Origin of the sequence: Anaerotalea alkaliphila (assembly GCF_010179735.1) — a bacterium.
Classification (GTDB): Bacteria; Bacillota; Clostridia; order Lachnospirales; family Vallitaleaceae; genus Anaerotalea; species Anaerotalea alkaliphila.
The window spans coordinates 69,211-90,232 of sequence record NZ_JAAEEH010000007.1; the positions used below are offsets into that span (position 1 = coordinate 69,211).

General features: G+C 57.1%; 18 protein-coding genes. 4 read left to right on the forward strand and 14 right to left on the reverse strand.

Annotation, left to right across the window (positions count from 1 at the left end; genetic code table 11):
- Window positions 1–337: 337 nt before the first annotated feature.
- Complete coding sequence (locus GXN74_RS04085) at window positions 338–796, forward strand: XRE family transcriptional regulator (protein WP_162369653.1); 459 nt, start codon at window positions 338–340, stop codon at window positions 794–796.
- Here the strand turns inward: GXN74_RS04085 and GXN74_RS04090 are convergent.
- The 8 genes from GXN74_RS04090 to GXN74_RS04125 all read right to left on the reverse strand — a co-directional run bounded on the left by GXN74_RS04090 (window position 793) and on the right by GXN74_RS04125 (window position 8,319).
- Window positions 793–1,584 (reverse strand): hypothetical protein, encoded by a 792-nt coding sequence (locus GXN74_RS04090; protein ID WP_162369654.1) that lies wholly within the window; start codon window positions 1,582–1,584, stop codon window positions 793–795. The two genes, GXN74_RS04085 and GXN74_RS04090, sit on opposite strands and share 4 nt — an antisense overlap.
- Window positions 1,581–2,039 carry a LiaF domain-containing protein gene (locus GXN74_RS04095; protein ID WP_162369655.1) on the reverse strand — a complete coding sequence of 153 codons (459 nt, stop codon included), beginning with the start codon at window positions 2,037–2,039 and terminating at the stop codon, window positions 1,581–1,583. The genes GXN74_RS04090 and GXN74_RS04095 overlap by 4 nt, the downstream gene beginning before the upstream one ends.
- Window positions 2,040–2,075: 36 nt before the next feature.
- The gene (locus tag GXN74_RS04100) at window positions 2,076–3,002 is read right to left on the reverse strand and encodes a D-alanine--D-alanine ligase family protein (RefSeq protein ID WP_162369656.1); all 927 of its coding nucleotides are present in this window, start codon (window positions 3,000–3,002) and stop codon (window positions 2,076–2,078) included.
- Window positions 3,003–3,125: 123 nt separating this feature from the next.
- On the reverse strand, window positions 3,126–4,772 hold the full coding sequence (gene hcp, locus GXN74_RS04105; protein WP_162369657.1) for a hydroxylamine reductase: 1,647 nt from the start codon (window positions 4,770–4,772) through the stop codon (window positions 3,126–3,128).
- Window positions 4,773–4,885: 113 nt separating this feature from the next.
- The gene (locus tag GXN74_RS04110) at window positions 4,886–5,896 is read right to left on the reverse strand and encodes an ATP-binding cassette domain-containing protein (protein WP_162369658.1); all 1,011 of its coding nucleotides are present in this window, start codon (window positions 5,894–5,896) and stop codon (window positions 4,886–4,888) included.
- Window positions 5,886–6,590 carry a GTP-binding protein gene (locus GXN74_RS04115; protein ID WP_162369659.1) on the reverse strand — a complete coding sequence of 235 codons (705 nt, stop codon included), beginning with the start codon at window positions 6,588–6,590 and terminating at the stop codon, window positions 5,886–5,888. Before GXN74_RS04115 ends, GXN74_RS04110 begins: the two co-directional genes overlap by 11 nt.
- A 12-nt stretch (window positions 6,591–6,602) precedes the next feature.
- Window positions 6,603–7,826, reverse strand: a complete 1,224-nt coding sequence (locus GXN74_RS04120; RefSeq protein WP_343032788.1) for an ABC transporter substrate-binding protein — start codon at window positions 7,824–7,826, stop codon at window positions 6,603–6,605.
- Between the two features lie 88 nt (window positions 7,827–7,914).
- A complete protein-coding gene (locus tag GXN74_RS04125; protein WP_162369660.1) occupies window positions 7,915–8,319 on the reverse strand; it encodes a DUF3783 domain-containing protein in 405 nt (134 codons plus the stop codon).
- A gap of 203 nt (window positions 8,320–8,522) precedes the next feature.
- Here GXN74_RS04125 and uxaC point away from each other — a divergent pair, with 203 nt between their 5' ends.
- The gene (gene uxaC / locus GXN74_RS04130; protein WP_246208581.1) at window positions 8,523–9,908 is read left to right on the forward strand and encodes a glucuronate isomerase; all 1,386 of its coding nucleotides are present in this window, start codon (window positions 8,523–8,525) and stop codon (window positions 9,906–9,908) included.
- Between the two features lie 89 nt (window positions 9,909–9,997).
- Here the strand turns inward: uxaC and GXN74_RS04135 are convergent, their stop codons facing one another.
- Window positions 9,998–11,467 carry an MFS transporter gene (locus tag GXN74_RS04135; protein ID WP_162369662.1) on the reverse strand — a complete coding sequence of 490 codons (1,470 nt, stop codon included), beginning with the start codon at window positions 11,465–11,467 and terminating at the stop codon, window positions 9,998–10,000.
- Between the two features lie 13 nt (window positions 11,468–11,480).
- Entirely contained in the window at window positions 11,481–13,769 is a 2,289-nt protein-coding gene (locus GXN74_RS04140) for a glycoside hydrolase family 2 protein (protein WP_162369663.1), read from the reverse strand.
- A 135-nt stretch (window positions 13,770–13,904) separates the two neighbouring features.
- Between GXN74_RS04140 and GXN74_RS04145 the strand changes: the two genes are divergently transcribed.
- Window positions 13,905–15,182: a helix-turn-helix domain-containing protein gene (locus GXN74_RS04145; RefSeq protein ID WP_162369664.1), complete on the forward strand. Its 1,278-nt coding sequence runs from the start codon at window positions 13,905–13,907 to the stop codon at window positions 15,180–15,182.
- 40 nt (window positions 15,183–15,222) lie between these two features.
- On the opposite strand, the gene GXN74_RS04150 is transcribed toward GXN74_RS04145, so the two are convergent.
- The 4 genes from GXN74_RS04150 to GXN74_RS04165 all read right to left on the reverse strand — a co-directional run bounded on the left by GXN74_RS04150 (window position 15,223) and on the right by GXN74_RS04165 (window position 19,681).
- Window positions 15,223–16,188 (reverse strand): D-2-hydroxyacid dehydrogenase, encoded by a 966-nt coding sequence (locus GXN74_RS04150; RefSeq protein ID WP_162369665.1) that lies wholly within the window; start codon window positions 16,186–16,188, stop codon window positions 15,223–15,225.
- Window positions 16,185–17,114, reverse strand: coding sequence for a sugar phosphate isomerase/epimerase family protein (locus GXN74_RS04155; RefSeq protein WP_162369666.1), 930 nt, complete (start codon window positions 17,112–17,114; stop codon window positions 16,185–16,187). Before GXN74_RS04155 ends, GXN74_RS04150 begins: the two co-directional genes overlap by 4 nt.
- Before the next feature lie 71 nt (window positions 17,115–17,185).
- The gene (locus GXN74_RS04160; RefSeq protein WP_162369667.1) at window positions 17,186–18,652 is read right to left on the reverse strand and encodes an MFS transporter; all 1,467 of its coding nucleotides are present in this window, start codon (window positions 18,650–18,652) and stop codon (window positions 17,186–17,188) included.
- A gap of 153 nt (window positions 18,653–18,805) precedes the next feature.
- The gene (locus GXN74_RS04165) at window positions 18,806–19,681 is read right to left on the reverse strand and encodes an AraC family transcriptional regulator (RefSeq protein ID WP_162369668.1); all 876 of its coding nucleotides are present in this window, start codon (window positions 19,679–19,681) and stop codon (window positions 18,806–18,808) included.
- Window positions 19,682–19,832: 151 nt separating this feature from the next.
- On the opposite strand from GXN74_RS04165, the gene GXN74_RS04170 reads away from it, so the two are divergent.
- Entirely contained in the window at window positions 19,833–20,987 is a 1,155-nt protein-coding gene (locus GXN74_RS04170; RefSeq protein WP_162369669.1) for a DEAD/DEAH box helicase, read from the forward strand.
- The last annotated feature ends 35 nt before the right edge of the window (window positions 20,988–21,022 follow it).

Sequence of the window (21,022 nt, forward strand, 5' to 3'; positions counted from 1 at the left end):
ATATTCAAACTATACTATATACCAATTCCTTTACCGCGTCAACATCCCAAAGAGACGGAAGAATCCAAAAAAAGCAGGGCCGAAAGGCCCTGCGATGCGTTTTTCCCTTTGGGGTAGAAGCCGCCTGAAGAAATACCGTGGTTGTTGTGGTCGGGAAAAACACCCGGGCAGACTATGACTGTCTGCTCCCTATTCCGTTAAAAATTAATCAATCCTCCCTTTCCTTTGTTGCATGGTTCCATTATACACAAATTTCCGCAACCGTTGGTGTGCCGACGACACACATTCCCTTCTTTTTTTCCCCCTTTCTGCTATACTGGTCGAAAAGGAGGTTCCCATGACAAAAGAAGAAGAAAAAAAAACGCCCGGCTTCCTTCCCTGCAAAACAGAAAGGCTCCTGGGCGAGTTGAAGGAATCCGCCAGCATCTTCAGCTACATCACAAGGAACGAGCCCGTGCTGGAGGCCCTGCCGCTGACAGAGTATCTGGAGTTCCTGGGGGACTGGAAGAAGTTGAAGAAGTCCCAAGCCATCCGCCTGTCGGGCCTGAACCGGAACTATGCCTACCAGATCTACTCCGGCCTCAAGCATCCCTCCAGGGACAAGCTGGTTCTCCTCTCCTTCGGTTACAGCCTGGACCTTGAGGAGACCCAGAAGCTTCTGGCTGTGGGAGGCTTTTGCCTCCTGTCCCCCAGAAGCAAACGGGATTCCGTAGTCATCTTCGTCAAGCACAAGGGGATGTCCCTGGACCGTCTGGACACGCTCCTGGACCAGCTTGACCTGGCTCCCTTCGTCTAGTTTTGTATGTGCTTGTGGTCGAAGAGATGGTCCGAACAGTACTCGTGGTAGCCGTCGCATTTGGAACAGAAGCGGAATTCCAGGGACGGGTCGTCCTCTTCCGTCCGTCCGCACACTTCGCACCGGTGGAAACTTCCCTTCTCTTTCGGCATTTCCCTTGTGTAGCTTTGCCGCCTCTGCCTCACGCGGACTTCCTGCTTCCTGCGCAGGACGATGTCCTTGCCGAAGAACAGGAGGTAGTTCACCAGGGCCCCGGCGATGGCGATCTTGCTGGATGTGCCTCCTGCAAGGAATTGGAAAGCCAGGATCCCCCAACTGAACCAGGCCAGATATTTTATCCGGACAGGCAGCACCAGGAACAGCAGGAGCTGCATGTCCGGAACCAGCCTGGCGAAGGCGAAGAAAAGGGTCAGGTTGATATAGTAGCCCGTCACGGGAACTCCGGACAGCATGGATCCCGCGATGGTCCCCAGCATGCCGGTGAAATAGTAGAGGTTGAACCGGTAGCTGCCCCACTGGTTCTCCAGGGTCGTGCCGATCATGTAGTAGAAGTAGAGGGCGAACAGGATCCAGAGGAGGCTGCTGCTGGGCGGAATCATCACGAAGGTGAGCAGGCGCCAGACCTCCCCGGCCAGCACACGCTCCGGCACCAGCACCAGCCGTCCCAGCAGGCTCCTGTCCGCCATGCTGCCCAGGAAGACCAGAGCGTTGGCGGCGATGATGTACAGCATCAGGTGGGGGATGGCCAGCCCCTGCAGTTTCCGTTCCATCTTGTCGAATAGCTTCATCCGTTCTCCTTCCAGGGGTCTTGGCAGCATTCGCTTTCCTCCGCATCTATTTCCATGCTGGAAGCCGTCAGATGGTAGTGGATGTGGAGGATTTCCCTCTTCTGGGCCTCCTCCAGCTCCATGCGCACCTTCGAGAACTTGCAGCTCCCTTCCAGCACCACCTCCACATGGCTGGGGATCAGGATCTTCACCCTGCTTGCCACCGCCTGAAGGTCCAGGTACATCTCTTCCTCAAAGAAATTGGTGTTCGTCAGGTCGATTTCAATGTCGGAACAAAGCATGGACATGGAATCCCCGTCGAATTCATCATCGTATACGATCCGTTCGCTCTTCCCGAAAATGAAATGGTTGTAAACGCTCCTGAGTTCTTCGAAATTGTGGTAGACCTTTTTCCCCACCAGTCCGAAAACCGCACCCAGGGCCAGATATTTCAACATCTTCCTTTTGTTTCGCATAGGACATCCTTTCTTGGTCTTGTCGGCGGCAAGCCCCTAGACGGTGGCTCTTCCCGTCCAGACGTCTTGGATGATCTTGTCCAGCATCTCGCCGAAACCATAGCCGCCCTCGCTGGCGCTCTTGGGCAGCAGGCTGTAGGGGGTCATCCCCGGCAGGGTGTTGATCTCGATCACATACACTTGTTTGTTCCGGATCATCATGTCGATCCTTGCATAGTTTTTCAGGGAGAAGAGTTTCCAGATCTTCTGGGCAATCCGTTGGACCTCTTCCATGACCTCCCCGGGGACATCCCGGACCGTTTCCGTCAATGCCCCCGTGGTCTCCTTGTACTTGGAGTCGTAGTCGAAAAACCGGAGGGTGGGGCTCACCTTCAGGATGGGGATGACCTCCCCTTTCAGAAGGCTGCAGGTGATTTCCGTTCCCTGGATGAACTCTTCCACCAGGACCCGGTCGTCGAACCCGAACGCTGTCCGGATTCCCTCCTCCAGGGCCCCAGGATCCTCCACCACGGTGATGCCCATGCTGGATCCCCCCTGGTTCGGCTTCACGATCAAAGGGTAGACAAGGGAACCCGTGGAGCTTCTCCAGGAACCCTCTTCCCAATCCTGTTTGCTTACGGCTGCGAAGGGCGGTGTCAGGATTCCCATGCCGCCCATGGCCATCTTGCTCATGGTCTTGTCCATGCACAAGGCGCTGCTGGCGATTCCGCTTCCGGAATAGGGGATTTCAAGCGCCTCCAGCAGCGCCTGGACCTTGCCGTCCTCCCCATTCTTACCGTGCAGGGCAATCAGCGCCACGTCGATCTCGTCCGCGTAGGCCAGGATCTCCTTGGGACGACGGATGAAAATGGGAACCGGCAGGTACTTGTCCCGGTTCATATGTCGCAGGAATTCATTTCCTGTAAGGATGGAGACTTCCCTTTCCAAGGAATCGCCACCCATGATCACGCCTACCCGAAGCATGGGACACCTCCTGTCGTTTTTGTCCATTATAGCACGAACCTGCAAAAAATCTCAATACCGTTGCACCAAGAAACAATGGAAGCGCGCCCCTTGCGGGTGCGCGCTTCCATTGTTTCTTGTGGATCAAGCCATGAACAGGGCGATGTCGTCTTCCACCTTGCCGATTCCGGCGATTCCGAATGTTTCCACGAGGACCTTCGCCACATTCGGGGAAAGGAACGCGGGCAACGTGGGTCCGAGATGGATGTTCTTCACGCCCAGATACAGCAGGGCCAGGAGGACGATGACAGCCTTCTGCTCGTACCATGCGATGTTGTAGGCGATGGGAAGTTCGTTGATGTCGTTCAGCTCGAAGACTTCCTTCAGTTTCAGTGCGATGACCGCCAAGGAATAGGAGTCGTTGCACTGGCCGGCGTCCAGGACCCGGGGGATGCCGCCGATGTCGCCCAGAGGCAGCTTGTTGTATCTGTATTTGGCACATCCCGCTGTGAGGATGACGGTGCCTTCCGGCAACTTCTCAGCGAATTCCGTATAGTATTCCCTGGATTTCATCCGGCCGTCGCATCCGGCCATGACGAAGAATTTCTTGATGGCTCCGGATTTGACCGCATCCACCACTTTGTCTGCCAGCGCGAACACCTGCGCATGGGCGAATCCGCCCACGATGCTGCCGGTCTCGATTTCCGTAGGGGCAGCCAGCGTCTTGGCCTGGGCGATGATGGCGGAGAAATCCTTCTTGCCGTTCTCGTCCGCTACGATATGGGTGCATCCCGGATATCCGGCTGCGCCTGTGGTGTAGATTCTGGAGATGTGCTCCGGCCTGGGGGGGACGATGCAGTTGGTCGTGAAGAGGACCGGTCCGTTGAAGCTTTCGAACTCCTCCTTTTGTTTCCACCAGGAGTTTCCATAGTTGCCCACCAGGTTGTCGTATTTCTTGAATGCGGGGTAATAGTTGGCGGGAAGCATCTCGCTGTGGGTGTAGACATCCACGCCCGTTCCCTTTGTCTGTTCCATCAGCTGCTCCATGTCCGTCAGGTCATGTCCAGAAATCAGGATGGCGGGGTTGTTGCGCACGCCGATGTTGACTTCGGAGAGCTCGGGGTTGCCGTATTTCCCTGTGTTGGCGCCATCCAGCAACGCCATGGCTTCCACACCGTATTTGCCGGTTTCCATCACCAGGGCCACCAGTTCGTCTGCGGTCAGGCTGTCGTCCAGGGTTGCGGCCAGGGCTTTGGAAATGAAAGCGTAGATCTCTTCCTTCTCGGCGCCGATGTTGTACGCATGGTGGGCGTAGGCCGCCATGCCCTTCAATCCGTAGATGACAAGCTCGCGCAGGGAACGCACGTCTTCGTTCTCCGTGGCCAGGACGCCCACCCCTGCCTTCAGGTCTGTGGACTTCGCTTCGATCTGCTCGTCCGTGGAGACGCTGAAGGTCGCACAGTCATGCAGGTCTCCCAGTTCCACGCCCTTTGCGGCCAAGGAGGCCTTCAAGGCTTCACGGACAGCCAATCCCTCTTTGATCGTTTTGGCGATGGCCGCGTCGTCGAAGTTGGCGTTGGTGATGGTCATGAACAGGGAATGCATGATGTGGAAGTCCGCTTCGGGTGACTTTACGCCTGCAGCCTTGCCTTTTTCATTCAATACCGCAATCCCTTTCAGGGTGTAGATCAAAAGGTCCTGAAGGTTCGCCACATGGTTGGTCTTGCCGCAAACACCTTGGATTGTGCATCCCGTTCCTTTGGCCGCTTCTTGACATTGATAACAAAACATTGAGTTCACACTTACCCTTTCTGGATGGTTGTTGTTTTATGGAAGCTGCCGGTTTCATCCGGCTGACTTGTTTGTAGTATAGCATAACAGGGAATAAAAGTTTGTTGCTGTAGCTACGCCTTGGAAAGTTTTTCCCCCTGCCGCAGCCGGGTGCGCATGTCCGCGATGTAGCTGTCCATTTCCGCAAGCTCCGCCAGTATTTCCCTTTCGGCGTCCCCGGTGGGAAGCACCTTGTGGATCCCTCCGTTGCGGATTACGATGCGCTGGTCCGCCATCAGCGCCAGGGATGGGTCGTGGGTGGCCATCAGTACGATCTTTTCCTCCCCCACCAGCAGCGCCAGCGCCTTTTTCCGGTCGATGCCCGCGTTCTCGATCTCGTCGATGAGGACGATGGGGGACGTGCTCAGGATGGCGGTGTCCGCAATCATCAGTGCCCTGGACTGGCCACCGCTAAGGCTGGTGACGGGCGTGTCCGGGTCGAACCGCTCCCCGGCCAGATGGTTGGCCTCCCGGATGATTTTTCCGATGATGGCCTCCTCGTCCTCCACCATCCGGCTCCTGGCATGGAGCTCCAGGAATTCCCGGACGGTCAGGTCCATTACGAAGTTCATGTTCTGGGAAAGCTGGGCCACCAGCCTGTTTCCCGAAGAGAAGCGCCATTTCTTGTCCGGCGTCTCCCCATTGATCAGAATCCTTCTGCCGGTAGGGGTGTCCCCGTCCGCGGTCCATTCGATGTCCGCCAGAAGCCTGCTTTTTCCGGAACCGGTGGGCCCTACGATGGATACGATGTCGCTCCTCCGGATGGTGATCTCGTCAAACCCTTCCGGATTCCCGGACTTGTCCCTCCCCGCCAGGATGGTCAGTTCCCAAACCCCCTCCTCCCTGTCCAGCCCCAGGAAGGAGAGCATCTGTTCCACATAGGTGACCAGGCCCTCCTCCAGGGATTCCAGGTCCATGGCGTTCTCTTCCACCGCTTCCCTGTCGAAGCCCTGCAGGAACTCCGGAAAGGTCAGGTGTCCGGACCCTTCCACCTCCAGCTTGTTGTCCTCGAAAAAGGCTCCCAGAAAGGGGTATTTCTCCAGCAGGGCCTCGATGCTTTCCTTCAACAGATGCCTATTTTTCATGGCCGTCCCCCATTTCCATTTTCCGCACGTTCCCCATCTGGTAGTCGTCCCCGATCCTGGTCTCTCCAAGACAGTAGGAGCAAAGCGCCGACGGCATGGGATACCGAAGCTGTTTTCCCTTCACGGTGTCCAGGTTCTCCTTGCCGTCGTGCAGCAGGGTGGAAAGCTCGTAGGCCCCCTGGCCCGTCAGCCCGTTGATGTGCATGGTGATGGACCTGGGATTCACCGAATGGACCTTGGAGGCGAAAACCTCCCGTTCCGCCTGGGATACGATATCCCCCTTGGTGATGACCACGATGTCTGCTGACTTCAGCATGGGACCGATTTTCTTCGGGGTGTTGATGCCGCTCAGGTTGTCGATGACGCACACCGCCTTCACCTCCTTGATGTAGGGCGAGCATCGGTTGCATAGGCCGGCGCTTTCAGTGACCAGCACATCCAGCTCCATCTTCCTGCCCCACTGGACCACCTCCTCGATGTTGCTTACGAAGTAATGGTCCGGACACAGGGAACCCGAAAGGCCCTTCTTGACCGGGATGCCCGCCTTCTCGTACAGTATGTCGTCGTCGGTGTAAAGGCAATCGAACTTCACCACCCCCACCTTCAGTTTCCGGCTCTGGAGGGCCTGGATGGACTTGAGGATCACCGAAGTCTTCCCTGAAGACGGTGGTCCGGATACGGTTACAAGCTGCATGGTTTCCCTCCTTTAGCTGCCGGTGTGTGCATGGAACAACGCTTCGCAATGTTTAAGCAGGGGGCCCAGGTCGTTCTGCCTGATGAAGTCCCAGCCCACCCACAGGTAGGTGTTCCCTTCCGGGACACGGTTGTCCACCTCCGGGTGTACGCTGGGAAACCTTCCGTTGTGCGCCAGGATTTCCCCCACTTCCTTCGAGGCGAAGAATTCCACCAGCGGCTTGAGCATTTCCCGCTTGCTCTTCTTCGCAAGCAGGAAGATGGGGCTGGCGATGGCACCTTCCTCCGGCCATACGGCGACCATGGGCCCCCCCTCCTTCACCATGTGCGTGAAGAAGTACGGCATGATGGTCACCGCAGGGCGCTTGCTCCTCTTCTGGTGGGATTTGACCATCTCGGAGGGATGCATGCTCCGCAGCAGGCTCCTTCCCAGCCTTTCCACTCCCTCCTCCCCGAAGTTCTTGTAGATGTTCAACAGTATGGCGTTGAAAAGGTCGAAGTCCCCGATGGGGAGGCTGACCGCGCCCTCGAACGCCTCGCCCAGCAGGTCCCCCCAGCCCTTCGGCATGGGTCTGTCCCCCAGCTCCTCCCTGTTCACCAGGAAAATGGCGGGAACCACGCCCAACACCGCATACTGCCGGTCCGGATCCCGCAGCTCCAGCCGGCTGTTGGAGAAATCGCTGTTGTAGCGCTCCAGTCCGGTCAGGTCCTCGAAGACCCCCTGGGCCTTGAACTTCCCCATGAGCTTCTCGTCGAAGAAGATGTCGAAGCCCGCGCTGATGAACAGGTCCGCCAGAGCCTCCTCCGAGGTCGCCTGGGCCAGGTCCTCCACCATCCAATCCAATCCCATGGAAGCGGATTTCAGGTCATGCTCCAGGGTGAAGCCCAGCTGTTCCCTGTTCTTCTCCCAGAAGCCCGTAAAGGATTCCATCAGGGGCACCTTCACCGGACAGGGCAGCACGCCTGCCACCTTCACGTCCGGTTCCGGTTGGACCATGTCCGCCTGGTCCCTGTTCTGACGGATGGCTTCCTGCAGGTTCCCCATGAATGTCCCGGGATTCACCTTCTTCAGGCGCAAGGCGGCCTCCATGGTGATGTTCTTACCCAGGACCTTCCGTTTCTGCGGATCCTGCATGTTCTCCAAGCCGATGGCCACCAGAAGGGGAATGGCCTCCGGGTACTTTTCTGTAACAGTGTACAGGCTTTCCTGCATATCGAAAATCTCGTTCTGTTCCACAACGCTTCCTCCTGTCGTCCCTCGTGTTCATTTGATTCGCTCTCCCCTGCATTATACGGCAGACCCGGATTTCCCGCCGTATCCATGGCTACAACCTCTTCCTTTCCTCCTGCAGCTCTCCGATCAGCTCCCCCAGCCGCCAGCCGGCGGAAACGGGGGTCACCATGGCGAACAGGGGCCTTTCCATCCCCAGCAGGGAGAACTGCCGGATGAACCGGTGCAGCTCCTCCTGGGACACCGCATGGAAGACCACCGCCTTCCGCTCCGCCGGTTCGGGAGCGGGTGTCCCCGTGCCGGCCAGGGGGTCCTCCAGGATCTCCAGCAGCCGCATCCCGTCGCTCCTGCCGTCCAGCAGGATCGTTTCCCAGATGCCTATCCCGACTGCATGGGCCGCCAACTTGGTCCCCTCCTCAGGAGAAAATCCGTAGGCCAGGATGCAGTTCCTTCCCTCCGGCCGCGTCTGGTCCTGCATGTCCATTTTCCTGAATGTCATGATTTCGTCCTCCCTTTGTTTGAATGATCTGAATATCCGTTGAATCCACTGTTTTCATTATACCACCGGAAAAATTGGCTGCCAAGGAGCTTCCAATACAGCAACTATCGCAAGCAACTAAGCAACCATCGCATGGAAACTGCACCGGTTCCTGGTATACTGGTAGACAGGATATGAAACCACCCCCAAGAAGGAGAAGAACCTTGAAGAATGATTTCATGCTGCAGGGGCCTACTGCGGAACGGCTGTATGCCGCCCATGCCAAAAACGCCCCCATCTACGACTACCATTGCCACCTTTCGGCCCAGGAAATCCATGAGGACCGGATATTCGACAACATTTCCTCCATGTGGTTGAAGCACGACCACTACAAGTGGAGGACCATGCGCTTTGCCGGCGTTCCGGAGAGATACGTCACCGGCGACGGAAGCGACGCGGACAAGTTCCGGCACTTCGCCAAAACGGCCGGCCGGCTGGTCGGGTCGCCCATCTACCATTGGTCCAACATGGAACTTTCCACCTACTTCGGTGTGGAGGAAGCCCTGACGGAAAAGAACTGGGAGGCGGTCTACGACCGCTGCAACAGGAAAATCAGGGAGGAATCCCTTTCCCCGGTGAAGATCATCCTGAACTCCAATGTAAAACTGATCTGCACCACCGACGATCCTACGGACAGCCTGGAGCACCACATCCTTTTGAAGGAAAAGGGGCATCCCTTCCAGGTCCTTCCCACCTTCCGCCCGGATAAGGCGCTTGCCATCCGCAAGCCCGGCTGGACGGAATACCTGAAGGAGCTGGAGAAGGCTTCCGGCATCAGCATCGGAAACTTCCGCGACCTGGCGGATGCCCTGGTTGACCGGATCGGCTTCTTCCATTCCCAGGGGTGCGTGCTCGCAGACCATTCCCTGGAAAGCCTGCTGGAGACTTCCGGCACCCTGGAGGATGCGGAAGCGGTGTTCCAGAAGGCCGTCCTGGGGATGGAGGTCGACTTCCTGGAGGGGGAGATCTTCAGAAACCAGCTCCTGGTCCTTCTGGCCGGCGCATACGCAAAAAACAACTGGGCCATGCAGCTCCACATCGGCGCCCTGCGGAACAACAACAGCCGTTGGGCTGCCGTCTTGGGCCCCGATGCCGGCTTCGACGTCATGAACGATTTTCCCGTGGCCAGACCTTTGGCCGCTTTGTTGGATGCCATGGATGGAAACGGCGGACTGCCCAATACGATCCTCTACACTTTGAACGACAAGGACAATCTGGTCCTGTCCACCTTGCCCCACTGCTTCTCCATCGACAGTGTGCCGGGCAAAGTGCAGTTCGGTTCCGCCTGGTGGTTCAACGACCACAAGCAAGGGATGCTCGACCATTTCACAACGCTGGCGAACCAAGGGATGCTGGCCGACTTCGTGGGCATGCTTACGGACTCCCGCAGCTTCCTCTCCTATGCCAGGCACGACTATTTCCGCAGGATCCTCTGCAGCTTCCTGGGAACCCTTGTGGACGAAGGCGAATTCCACGGCGATCCGGAAATCCTGGGCGGGATCGTGGAGGACATCTGCAGCAACAACATCCGGAACTATCTGGGACTCTGAACACGGTTTGGAAATTGGGGACATGCAAAAAGAAGCTTGCACGGCAGTCGATTAGGAACTGCCGTGCAAGCTTCTTTTCATTCATTGGGTCATTCTGCAAACGCCTCCGCAACGACGGCCTTCTGCTTCTTCTCCCAGATGTCCTCCTTGATCTCCACCATCCTCTTCTCATCCAACTCGTAGAACTTCATGGCGACCAGGGATGCCACATGCCCGATCAGCGGAAGACCGAAAACGATGAACAGGATGACCATCTCGAATTTGGAATTCACTGCGGTATTGGGTTCGATGACCTGCCCCCCATATCCGGCAAAAGCGATCCCCACGCCGATGATGAAGGTGGCCAGGGAGGAGATCATCTTGTCGACAAAGGAGAACAGGGTGCCCAGCAGTCCCGGCATGAAGCGTCCGCTCCGGTAGGTCTCGTAGTCGCTGCAGTCGGCGATCATGGGGATGACGATGTTGCCGGCCAGCTGGCTCACGGAGACCTGGACAGCCATGAGCACCAGCAGGATGATGACGCTGACTGGCGTTCCCTGGCTGGAATCGGCCCGCAGCACAGGGGTCAGCGCCAGCATGACGACCAGCATGATTGTGCCCATCCACGTGAAACGCACGAAGGATTTCTTGATGCCCCCTTTGGAAGCCATCCGCACGCCCACAAAGGCCGCCAGCAGGGTGGGGACGATCACCCAAAGGGAATACTTCCCTTGCAGCGCCGTGCTGTAGAGGATGTTGGAGAAGAGGTACACCATGGCGCCGCGTACGGCTACGTTGGCCAGCTTGTCCGTGGAGGCCGCCACCACCAGCATCTGAAGGGGACGGTTGTTCCTGATCACCTCCAAAGAATCGGAAATCTTGACCTTGGGTGCATGTGCGCCCATGCCGAAGAATTCGGTCCTGTCTTTCTGCCAAATGCCGATGACGGCCAGGATGGTCATCCCCAGGGAGATGACGACGAAGACCAGGGAGACGTCATGCCACAGGATCGGATCGATGACGTTCTTCTCATAGCGGGGACCCATGAAGGTGAAGATGAACCAGGTTCCCACATTGAAGAGGATGGCATTGTAGATGGCGTCGAAGAATGTGAACACGGGCCTTTGGGCGGGGTCGTTCGTCAGTACCGCCTGGGCCCCCTTGGTGACCGCTGTCTGGAGCGTATACCCCAGGATATAGACCACATAAAGGATGGTCGTGTACAGGTACTTGTAGTTCTCCCCTGCTTCCACATTCGTCCTGAAGAGCAGGAAAACCGAACCGAAAAGGATGATGTTCCCGACCAACATGAACGGCCTGAACTTGCCGAACTTTCCGTCCGTCCTGTCGATCAGGAACCCGATGATGGGGTCCGTGACGCCGTCGAATATCCGCATGCCCATGGCGATGGTTCCTACGATGGCGGCCGAAAGCCCCAATACGTTCTGTGTGTAAAACGCGTAGAACATCATGGCAAGCATGGCGATGTTGGTTGCGGTGTTGTTCAGTGTGAAAAGTCCGATCTGCCAAAGCTTGGCGCGGTGGTATCTGGACCGTTGTGCTGCGGTTGTATTCTCCATCGTTCTATCCCTCCTATTGTTCCTGTCCTTTCCGGATGGCGGAAAGCTCCTTGTTCAACAGGTACATCACTTTTTCCGTGAACGTTTCCTCGGCCATGCCGGCCAACATGTCGATGCTCATTCCTTCAAGCATGCCGTACATGGGCTGGCTTTCCACATCCCCCAAGTATTTCCGGATCACGGCCTTGGCTTCCATGTTTTCCATCATTGCGCCCAGGCTGTCCTTGGTGGAGAAGCAGTCCTCGGACATCACCAGCTCTTCCACCACAACATCCTCCAGGTCCTCCGGCATGGTGAACCAGTTGTCCACCACTCCGCCCTTGGCTTCCGGGGCCCCATAGCTGGGATTTTCTTCCCGAACCCGCTGGAAATGGGCCGTATCCCGGGCTTCCAAGCTGCCGTCTGCCATAAGCCCTTCCACCTGCAGGGTATTTTCCCCCATCTGCAGGGGAACCTGCCGAAAGACCACCACATGTCCGTCGCCGTCCTTTTCCTCCATTGTGGTCCCGTTCACCTGTAGGCGGACCTTGCCGCAGGTGGTGTACACCTTCAAGTCGATTTCCCCGGTGGCCCGTTCAACAAAGCGTTTGCCGGTGATGTGGACGAACTTCTCCTTGGACCAGTGGGCTTTGTACATGTAGAAGGCGTCCTTCTTGATTTTCCGGTCATAGGTCACCAGCCCCTTGTTGTTCCTGCCTTGCACGCCACCCTCGTCCCGGATGTTGGCCCCGAAGTCGAACATGTTCCAGACATAGGTGCCCCACAGGTAGGGACGGGCCTCGAAAATCTTCCAAACGGTCTCGTGGTACAGGGCATGGTACTCTTCCGTGTAGTCCTTCACTTTCGGGGTCTCGCTGTGGTATTGGATGATGCCTTCCGCCCCGTATTCGGATATGCTCAGCTTCACTTTCGGGTTGGCGGCATGGAAACCGTCCAGCCAACCGGCGAAGTCTTCCGCCTGGCCCTGGTACCATCCGTAGTACTTGTTGTAGCCCACAGTGTCCGTCATGAAGTTGTAGGGATCCCCGTCCTTCACGAACATCACGTTGGCCATGGTGGTCAGCCTGTTGGGATCCTCTTTCTTGGCGATTTCGGCCAGTTCCTGGACCACCTGCCGCACCAGGGGCTTTTCCCCCCCGATTTGGATCTCGTTCTGCACCCCCCAGAAGAAGATGGAAGGATGGTTGTAGTTCTGCCGGATCAGCTCCACCAACTGTTGCTTGGCGTTTTCCCCGTCCGCATCGGATTTGCCCATGACGCTGATGAAGGGAATTTCCGCCCAAAGCACCATCCCCTCCCTGTCGCACAGGTCGTAGAAATACTGGTTGTGCTGGTAATGGGCCAGCCGGATGGAGTTTGCCCCCACTTCCTTGATCAGGGCCATGTCCTCGTCCTGCTCCCTGGGTGTGATTGCCCATCCCATGTCCTTCCTGTCCTGGTGTCTGGAGACGCCATGGAGTGGAAGGTGCTCCCCGTTCAGGAAGAAGCCTTTTTCAGCATCCACTTCGAAATGGCGGACCCCGAAGGGGATCAGGACCTCGTCCACCGTGTCGTTGCAGCTGGCAAGGGAAGCCTTCAGGCTGTACAGATAGGGATTCTCCAAACCGTGCCACAGGTTGGGGTTCTCGATGGAAAGGGGGACGGCGGCTTCCGCCGTGCTTCCCGCTTCCACGAACACCTCCCTTGCACCGTAGGCCACCGTCTTTCCTGCATCGTCCAGCACCTCCAGCCAGAGCCGGACCTTCTCCGTGGCCTCCCTGCTGTTGGAGATCCGGCTGCGCACGGTGAGCTCCGCCTTTTCCCGGTCCACCTTCTCCTGGGTGATGTAAATCCCCTGGGAGCCATGGTCCATTAGGTCGAAGTGTACCGGTTCGGCCACAATCAGCGCCACATCCCTATAGATGCCGCCGTAGAACGTGAAGTCCGCCATCTGGGGATACACGTCCTCATACACCGTGTTGTCCACCTTGACGGACAAGGTGTTCTCCCCGCCCACCGCCAGTCCGTCGGTCACATCGAAACGGAAGGTGCTGTAGCCTCCCCGATGCTGTCCCAGGTGCTTTCCGTTCATGTAGACATCCGTTACGCTGTTGGAGCCCTGGAACTCCAGGAAGAAACGCTTTCCCTCTTCCTGGGAAGTCACCTGGAACCTCTTCTCGTACCAACAGGCTCCCTTGTAAAAATTGAATCCGTTGGCACCGTCCTGGGCGTTCCATGTATGGGGCAGGTTAACGCTCTCCCAAGCGCCACCCTCCGTCTTCAGGAACTTCCAGTCCCGGTTCATGTCCTTTGCAATTCTCATAAATATCCTCCTTGTGGTTTGTGGCTTCCTTCCATCCTTCATTGTATTCATTGTAGCAAATTTTCCAGCAGAGTGTTATAATCTAATTTAAGAAAGCAGCACCATATTTATTTTTTCACAATGGAGGAGACGCATATGAAGAAAATCGAATTCGACCAGCGGATCATACGCGGCATGCAGCATTTGAACGCCCTCACCCAGTTGGACCTGGTTTGGTTCTCCCCCGCCTTCGAGAGGGTCCACAGCCTTGCCAAACAGCCCATCCCCCAGGTCCTGGACTTCGACCCGGAGGAAGACAATCCCCGGATCGCCGCCCTCTGCATGGAGACGGCCCCCCCCAGCAGCTGCGTCGCCTCCACCCGGGGGGACCTGGAATTCGTCTTCATCCCCCTCTTGTTTCAGGATGCACCCGCAGGATACCTCCGGATGGGGCCCTTCCTAACCAGCCCCAAGGACGACGCTTCCATTTCCAGGCTCATGGTCCACTGGGGCCTCCCCCTTTTCCAGCGCCATCTGCTCCGCAACTACTACGACAGCCTGAAAATCCTTTCAGACAATTACAGCCAGCACCTCAGCTTCATCGGCATGAACCTCTTCGGGTCCAGCACCCATGATGTGCCCACCGCAAATTACCATGCGCTGGGCGGAGGTCCCCAGGCTGCGGAAGGCGCTCCGGCGGCCGACGCCACCGAGGACATGCTAGCGCTTCGTTATGGCTACGAACACGAACTGCGCAGGGCTGTGGCCAGGGGGGATGAAACGCAGGTGGAAAAGCTCATCCGGCAGATCGAAACCGAAACCCCCATCAAGGACCGTTTTCCCGAGAACCCCCTGCGTTCCGCAAAGAACATCGCCATCGTCATGAACACCATCTTCCGCCATGCGGCCGAAGAGGGGGGACTGCATCCCGTCTACCTGGACCAGTTGTCCATGCGCTTCGCCATCCTCATCGAGCAAGCCAGCACGCGGGCGGGAATCTACAAGTTGCAGACGGAAATGTACCAGAGTTATACCCGGGCCGTGAAGGAACACGCCTATCCCCAGCTTTCCCCTTCCCTTCGCCGGGTGGTGGACACCATCCAACTCCATCTGGACGAGGACCTGGGTGTCACGGCCCTGGCCCGACGCTTCGAGATGCAGCCCTCCAATCTCGCCAACCAGTTCAAGGCCCAGATGGGCTGCACCTTGTCCGAATTCGTCAACCGGCTCCGGGTCCAGGAGGCCTGCCACCATCTGCGGCATACCGGCTTGTCCGTCCAGGAGATCAGCCGCCTGGTGGGGATCGACGACCCCAACTATTTTTCCCGGGTCTTCCGGAAGCACAAGCACCTGTCCCCTACCGGATACAGGCGCGCTTCCCATGCGGAAGAGGAAGGAAGGGGAGCACGAAAAGGAAGGCCGCAGACGGTCTGATCCAACCGTCTGCGGCCTTCCTCGATGCGTATCCTAAACCTTACTGCGGGTTCACGATGTTGATGGGATTTCCCGCCTGGAACGCACGCAGGTTGTCCACCGCCACATCCATCAGACGCTGTCGTGCCTCTTTCGGTGCCCAGGCGATGTGGGGGGTGATCAGGATGTTGGGAGCCTGGAGCAGAGGGTTGTCCGCCTGCACCGGTTCGCTGGAGACAACGTCCAAAGCGGCTCCCCCCACCTTGCCCTCCTTGAGGGCGGCGGCCAGGTCCTCCTCCACCACCAGTGCGCCCCTGGAGGTGTTGACCAGAAGCACTCCGGTCTTCATCCTGGAGATGGATTCCCTGTTGACCATGCCTTCGGTCTCCTTCGTCAGGGGGACATGGAGGCTGATGACATCCGACTCCCCATAGAGGGTCTCCAAGTCCACGAAGCGCAGCGTGTCGGACTCCATGGACGGGTCCGGCCTCCTGGCGTACACCAGGACCTGCATGCCGAAGGCCTGGGCGATCCGTGCCGTCCTCGTACCGATCCTCCCCAATCCCACGATGCCCATGGTCTTGCCGTCCAGCTCCATCAGCGGATGGTCCCAATAGCAGAAATCCAGGCTCCTGGTCCATCGTTCTTCCTTCAGCACCGTGTCGCTGTGATGCCCCACATGGTGGGCCAGCTCCAGGAGGAGGGCAAAGACGAACTGGGCCACCGCATTGGTGCCGTAGGTGGGCACATTGGCGATAGGAATCCCCAGGGTCTTGGCGGCCTCCACATCCACCACATTGTAGCCTGTGGCCAGGACACCGATGAAGCGCAGGTTGGGGCAGGATTCCAATGTTTCCCTGGTCAGGGGGGTCTTGTTGGTATAGACCGCTTCCGCATCCCCGATCCGCTCCAGGATCCGGTCGGCAGGGGTCCTGTCATGGACTTCCAGGTCCCCCAGGGCCTGAAGGCCCTCCCAGCTGAGGTCGCCGGGGTTCAGCGTATATCCGTCCAATACGACTGTCTTCATCCTTTTCCTCCTTCGATTTCCAGATTGGCCCAGGCGATGTTCAGTACCCGCTTGCAGTTGGCGATGGCCAGTTCGGAGGTCTGGTCCGCCGCCGGCTTCACCTCGAAGCTGACGATGGGTTTTTCCTCCTTGTCGAAGAAACCGCTGGCGAACAGCACCTGCAGGAAGCGGGTGACCTCCTCCACGTCGTTCTCGCTGTTGGGGTAGCCGAACACCGGATGCTCGTCCCCGTAGGCGTCGTGGGAGGGATCGGAAATCACCGTGTTTCCCAGGTGGATGTGCACAACATGCTCCAGGATAGGCTGGATGGCATGCTCGTAGCTCTCGTAGTACATGGGTATGTGGCTCAGGTCCACCATCAGGCCGAAATTGTCGTGGGTCTTCTTCATGTCCTCGGCAAACCGCTTGGCCAGCATGGTGGGACCGATCAGGCTCTTCTTGGCGATGTCGTAGTCGAAAATCTCCAGGATGATCCGGATTCCCTTGGGTTTCGCATGGTCGCAGAGGGCTCGGGTGGATTTCAGCAGCTGGGTGTAGGAATCTTCCTTGCTTTCCTCCTCATACTTGCCGCTCAGGAAAGCGAACCCTTTGATTCCCATCTCCTCCGCTTGGTCGATCCCCCCCTTGAGTGCCTCCACCGCCTTCAGCCTTTCCTCTTCCTGCAGATGGTTCACGTTCAGCCCTCCCATCAGTGTGATGGGCTGGCTTCCGAAACCACCACGGACATGGGCGGTCCGCATGTGTTTTCCCACCAGCTTGCGCACTTCGGGATCGTTGATCCTGGTCAGTTCGATTGCGGTGAAATAGGGATCTTCCAGTATCCTGTCCACCGAAGGAAGGATTTCCCCTTCTCCGGACATGGTCTTCGGAAAAGCCATGAAGTGGACGATGCCCAGGTCGAAATATTTGTACATGCTTTCTTTCATGATTTTCATGCTCCTTTCAGAATGTGGAAAGGCTAAAGGCCTCCCTTCGGGAAGCCCTCCTCCTTTCATGTTCATTGTTCGGCGGTACCCGCCATGGCCTTCTGTTTCTTTTCCCAGATGGCTTGCTTGATTTCCGCCATCCGCTTGTCGTCCAGCTCATAGAACTTCATGGCCAAGAGGGAGGCGAGGTGCCCCAGCAGAGGAAGGCCGAAGATGATGAACAGGATGACCCCTTCGAACCTGCCGTTCACAACGGAATTGGGTTCGATGATCGTTCCGCCATAGCCTGCGAACGCTATCCCCACACCGATGATGAAGGTGGCGAAGGAGGAAATCAGCTTGTCCACGAAGGAAAACAGGGTTCCCATCAGCCCGGGCATGAACCGTCCGGTCCTGTACGTCTCATAATCGCTGCAATCCGCAATCATGGGGATGACGATGTTTCCGGCCAGCTGGCTTACAGACACCTGGATGGCCATAAGGACCAGCAGAACGATGACCGTCACTGGAACCGCCACACTGGAATCCGCACGCAGGATGGGGGTCAGCACCAGCATGGCGACCAGCATCACGGTGCCCATGAGGGTGAACAGGGTGAAGGATTTCTTGATTCCACCCTTCGAAGCCATCCGCACCCCTACGAAGGTCGCGATGAGTGTGGGGATGATGGCCCACAGGGAGTATTTCCCTTGCAGTGCGGTGCTGTAGAGGATGTTGGAGAAGAAGTACACCAGCGCCCCACGGACAGCAACATTGGCCAGTTTGTCCGTGGAAGCCGCAACGACCAGCATCTGGAGGGGACGGTTGTTCTTGATCACTTCCAGGGAATCCGCAATCCTGATTTTCGGAGCATGGGTTCCCATTCCGAAGAATTCCGTCCTGTCCTTCCGCCAGATTCCGATGATGGCCAAGATGGTCATGCCGAAGGAGATGAGCATGAAGATTAGCGTGACGTCATGCCACAAGCTGGGGTCGATGACATTCTTCGCATATCTGGGGCCCATGAAGGTGAAGATGAACCAGGTGCCGACGTTGAAAAGCACCGTGTTGTAGATGGCGTCGAAGAAGGTGAATACCGGCCTCTGTGCGGGATCGTTGGTAAGGACCGCCTGGGCTCCTTTGGTGACCGCTGTCTGGAAGGTGTAGCCGATGATGTACAGGACATACAGTACCGTGGTGTACAAGTACTTCCAGGACTGTCCCTTCTCCACATCCGTCCGGAAGATCAGCAGGATCGTGATGAAGAGGATGACATTCCCCGCCAGCATGAAGGGTCTGAACTTCCCGAATTTCCCGTCCGTCCTGTCCATGACGAATCCAATCACAGGGTCTGTGACACCGTCAAAAATCCGCATCGCCATGGCGATTGTTCCCACGACTGCCGCGGAAAGTCCCAGCACGTTCTGCGTGAAAAACGCGTAGAACATCATGGACAGCATGGCCACATTGGTCGCCGTGTTGTTTAACGTGAAGAGTCCGATCTGCCAAAGCTTCGCCCGATGGTATCTCGACTGCTGAACCGTGTTGGCATTTTCCATAATTTTCATTCCTCCCTGATGACGTGTTTTGTTGTTTCTATCTCTACTAGGAATCATACCATCCCCTGCATCGGAAAAAAATGCGAATGGTGCTGGATGACTTGTAAAAAATGCTTGCAGCTTCCGTCTTTTCCTTTGGACGGTTGTGGCATCCTACAGCGCCCGCTCCGCATCCGTCATGATTTCATAGAATTGCTTGGGCGTTATGCCATATTCCTTCTTGAACGCGCGAAAGAAATTGGAGTAATCCCCGAATCCGCACTTGATGTACACGTCTGTGATGGAGTCGTTCTGCAGGATGAATTCCTTCGCCATGATGAGCCGCTTCAGGATGATGTACCGGTGGATGGTAACCCCCGTGTACTTTTTGAATTCCCGGGACAGGTGGTACTTGCTCAGGAAGAACTCTTCCGCAAGCCTGTCGATGGTCAGGTCCTCGCTCAGGTTGGCTTCGATATGGGCAATCATGCTGTCGATGAGGACGCTCTTCTTAAGGATGGTATTGTACAGCTTCTCCTTGTCCGCAAGGATGTTCCTGATCTTCACCAGGATTTCCATGGAATAAGCCTTTGCCAGCAGGTCCTTCCCCTCTCCCTGGAAGTCCTCCAGGGCGATCAGCTTCTGGAAGAGCATCTTCAGTTCCTGCCGAATCTCGAAATCCGTGTTGACCACACTCCTTTTCTCCGGCGCTTCGAAGCACTGGAGCAGGTCTGTCTTGTCCGAGGAAAGGCTCCGCAAATAGGACCTGCTGATCCAGAACACATACCGCTCATAGGGCGTATCCGTCTTCCGGATATACGCCTGGTGGAGGTCCCTTGTGTCCAGCAGCACGATGTCCCCAGGATTCAACCGGTAGGTCTGCCCTTCGATCAGAAAGTCCAGATCACCTGAAACCAGCAGATACACCTCGTAGAAGTCATGGTGATGCAACTCCACCCCGTGCATCCTTTGGTCCAGATAATGGTATATTTCATAGTTCTCCCCCAGCATGTGCTGTCTGGAGGAATAGGCATGGAGCATGTTTTTCATGTCGGCCTCCTCTCGCTTTCCTGTCACATTCCTTACCTATAGTATAGCACCATTCGCGGGAAGGTTGTCTATTTTTTTCATTCCCCTGTTCCATTCCCTCCGCCTCTGCTATAATGTAATTCAAACCCATGAACGACCAAGGAGGTTCCCATTGGAAAACACATTCGCCTGTACCGGCATCCCTTCCCATCTGGAGGAGGGCTTGAAAAAATTGATGATCCATACGCCCACCCCCATCCAGGCTGCTGCCATCCCCGCCGTCCTTGCAGGACAGGACGTCATCGGGCAATCGTCCACCAGCAGCGGAAAGACCTTTGCCTATCTGCTGCCCCTGATGGCCCGGATGGATGCATCGAAAAGGGAGAACCAGGTGCTGGTCCTGACACCCACCTATGAGCTTGCCCTGCAGGTTGCGGACCAGGTCCGTCTGCTGGCCGATGCATCGGGCCTGCCTTTCCAGGTGTCCGCCATCAACGGACAAGCCGGCATCCAACGGCAGATCGAGAAGCTGCGGGAAAAGCCCCAGTTCATCGTCGGCACCGCCCCGCGGATCCTCGCCCTGATCCAGAAGAAGAAGATCGCCGCACACCAGATCCGCACCGTCGTCCTGGATGAAGCCGACCGTCTTTTCGATCCCCAGCAGTTCCAAGGGGTGGAGCAGGTCATCCGCACCACCCTCCGGGACAGGCAGCTGCTGGCCTTTTCCGCCACCATGACGGAGCATGCGCGCAACCTTGCCAAGGACAGGATGAAAGATCCCGTGCTCCTCCTCATGGAGGAGCCCAGGGTGAATGCAAACCTCACCCATCTGCTTCTTGTCACCCCCCTGCGGGAAAAGACAAAAATGCTTCGGAAGGCTATCGCTGCGGAGAAACCCACCAAGGCCATGGTCTTCCTGAATCAGGCCGTCCCGATGGCCAACCTGGAATCCACTTTGGCGCACCACAGCATTCCGGTTGCCTCCATCCGGGGGGATGCGGGAAAACAGGCAAGAAAGGCCGCCATGGAGAAGTTCCGCAGCGGCAAATGCCCCATCCTCCTGTCCTCCGACCTGGCCTCCCGGGGGCTGGACGTGCCCCAGGTCACCCACATCTTCAACATGGACCTGCCGGACTCCGCCGAAGACTACCTGCACCGGGCGGGGCGCGGAGGCAGGAACGGCCTCTCCGGCAAGGTGCTCAACATCTGCACCGCAGGGGAAGCCCAGCAGCTCAAGAAAATGGCCAAAGCGCTGCAGATCCGGATCCAGTCCGTGGACTTGGAAAACGGCAGCCTCCAGCCCGTTTCATCGGAAGAGGAAGAATGACGAAAAAAGGGACAGGGGTCCCGCCTCCATGGGAT

Excerpts from the sequence above, each read along its gene's own strand:
- GXN74_RS04085 (WP_162369653.1), top strand. The coding sequence starts at position 338 with ATGACAAAAGAAGAAGAAAAAAAAACGCCCGGCTTCCTTCCCTGCAAA.
- GXN74_RS04090 (WP_162369654.1), bottom strand. The coding sequence starts at position 1,584 with ATGAAGCTATTCGACAAGATGGAACGGAAACTGCAGGGGCTGGCCATC.
- GXN74_RS04095 (WP_162369655.1), bottom strand. The coding sequence starts at position 2,039 with ATGCGAAACAAAAGGAAGATGTTGAAATATCTGGCCCTGGGTGCGGTT.
- GXN74_RS04100 (WP_162369656.1), bottom strand. The coding sequence starts at position 3,002 with ATGCTTCGGGTAGGCGTGATCATGGGTGGCGATTCCTTGGAAAGGGAA.
- hcp (WP_162369657.1), bottom strand. The coding sequence starts at position 4,772 with ATGTTTTGTTATCAATGTCAAGAAGCGGCCAAAGGAACGGGATGCACA.
- GXN74_RS04110 (WP_162369658.1), bottom strand. The coding sequence starts at position 5,896 with ATGAAAAATAGGCATCTGTTGAAGGAAAGCATCGAGGCCCTGCTGGAG.
- GXN74_RS04115 (WP_162369659.1), bottom strand. The coding sequence starts at position 6,590 with ATGCAGCTTGTAACCGTATCCGGACCACCGTCTTCAGGGAAGACTTCG.
- GXN74_RS04125 (WP_162369660.1), bottom strand. The coding sequence starts at position 8,319 with ATGACATTCAGGAAAATGGACATGCAGGACCAGACGCGGCCGGAGGGA.
- GXN74_RS04135 (WP_162369662.1), bottom strand. The coding sequence starts at position 11,467 with ATGGAGAATACAACCGCAGCACAACGGTCCAGATACCACCGCGCCAAG.
- GXN74_RS04140 (WP_162369663.1), bottom strand. The coding sequence starts at position 13,769 with ATGAGAATTGCAAAGGACATGAACCGGGACTGGAAGTTCCTGAAGACG.
- GXN74_RS04145 (WP_162369664.1), top strand. The coding sequence starts at position 13,905 with ATGAAGAAAATCGAATTCGACCAGCGGATCATACGCGGCATGCAGCAT.
- GXN74_RS04150 (WP_162369665.1), bottom strand. The coding sequence starts at position 16,188 with ATGAAGACAGTCGTATTGGACGGATATACGCTGAACCCCGGCGACCTC.
- GXN74_RS04155 (WP_162369666.1), bottom strand. The coding sequence starts at position 17,114 with ATGAAAGAAAGCATGTACAAATATTTCGACCTGGGCATCGTCCACTTC.
- GXN74_RS04160 (WP_162369667.1), bottom strand. The coding sequence starts at position 18,652 with ATGGAAAATGCCAACACGGTTCAGCAGTCGAGATACCATCGGGCGAAG.
- GXN74_RS04165 (WP_162369668.1), bottom strand. The coding sequence starts at position 19,681 with ATGAAAAACATGCTCCATGCCTATTCCTCCAGACAGCACATGCTGGGG.